Here is a 957-nt window from a genome sequence, read left to right as displayed (position 1 = left end):
GATGATAGATACCTCAGAGAAAATCATCAAAATTGTTTAGCAAGACCCATGTCGATATCCACCAAAACTGAAGTATTGCCAGTCACAAAGATTGAACCCGCCACAAACATCGAAGTAGATTTAATAACCGATATGCTAGACTGGATTGAAAACACCCCACAATCCATCTATGCTCTACTAGGGGATTATGGCATGGGAAAAACCTTTAGTTGCCGTATTCTATCCGCCAAACTCACGGAACAAAAAGGCACCATTGAGCCATTTTATATTGATTTGCGCGATACACCCACCCTTGTCACAGACAATAATATTGTGCGTCAACCGTATTTAGAAGAGATAATACAGAGCGTCTTAAGACGGCAAAATATAACAGCCGATGCACAAACGTTTATTCAAAAAGCACAAGATGGCAGTTTGATTTTTATTTTTGACGGTTTAGACGAGAAGCTGGTGCATTATACTAAGGATATGCGTCAGCAGTTTTTAGCAGAATTGATGCGGGTGTTTCCCAATACCCATCATCGCAATGAGTCAAAAGTTAAAATAATACTCTCTTGTCGCAGTCATCATTTTGAGGATTTGAAATCGCAAAATGGTTTTTTTCGTGGTCTAGGCAGGGACAATTCCGCACAACAGGATTATCGTGCTATGGAAATCCTCCCTTTTAATTCAACGCAAATTCAATCGATGTTAACAAAGCAATTGGGTGCAAAAGACAGTGCTCTTGTTTTTCAGTTTATTAACGACAATCATTATTTATCAGGCTTAGCAAGCCACCCTTTTCTACTTAATAAAATTGCCCACAGTTTGCCCGCATTACAAAAATTAAAACATATTAATTCAACCAGCCTATATCAGGCACTGATTGAGGATACACTCAGTAGAGATGATGAAAAACATGTATTACACCGACGCCATAAAAAGAGACTGTTGCAAGATTTGGCTTATTACTTATGG

The 957-nt window shown here is 38.6% G+C and carries 1 protein-coding gene; it reads left to right on the top strand.

Annotated elements, in window-relative coordinates:
- Positions 1 to 48: 48 nt before the first annotated feature.
- Positions 49 to 957: NACHT domain-containing protein (locus BAZSYMA_RS02150; protein WP_143243065.1), on the top strand; the 909-nt coding region annotated here is incomplete at its 3' end.

The organism is Bathymodiolus azoricus thioautotrophic gill symbiont, from assembly GCF_001298715.1.
Classification (GTDB): domain Bacteria; phylum Pseudomonadota; class Gammaproteobacteria; order PS1; family Pseudothioglobaceae; genus Thiodubiliella.
The sequence above is the reverse complement of the archived record's forward strand: the minus strand, read 5'-3'. Positions and strand labels throughout refer to the sequence as shown.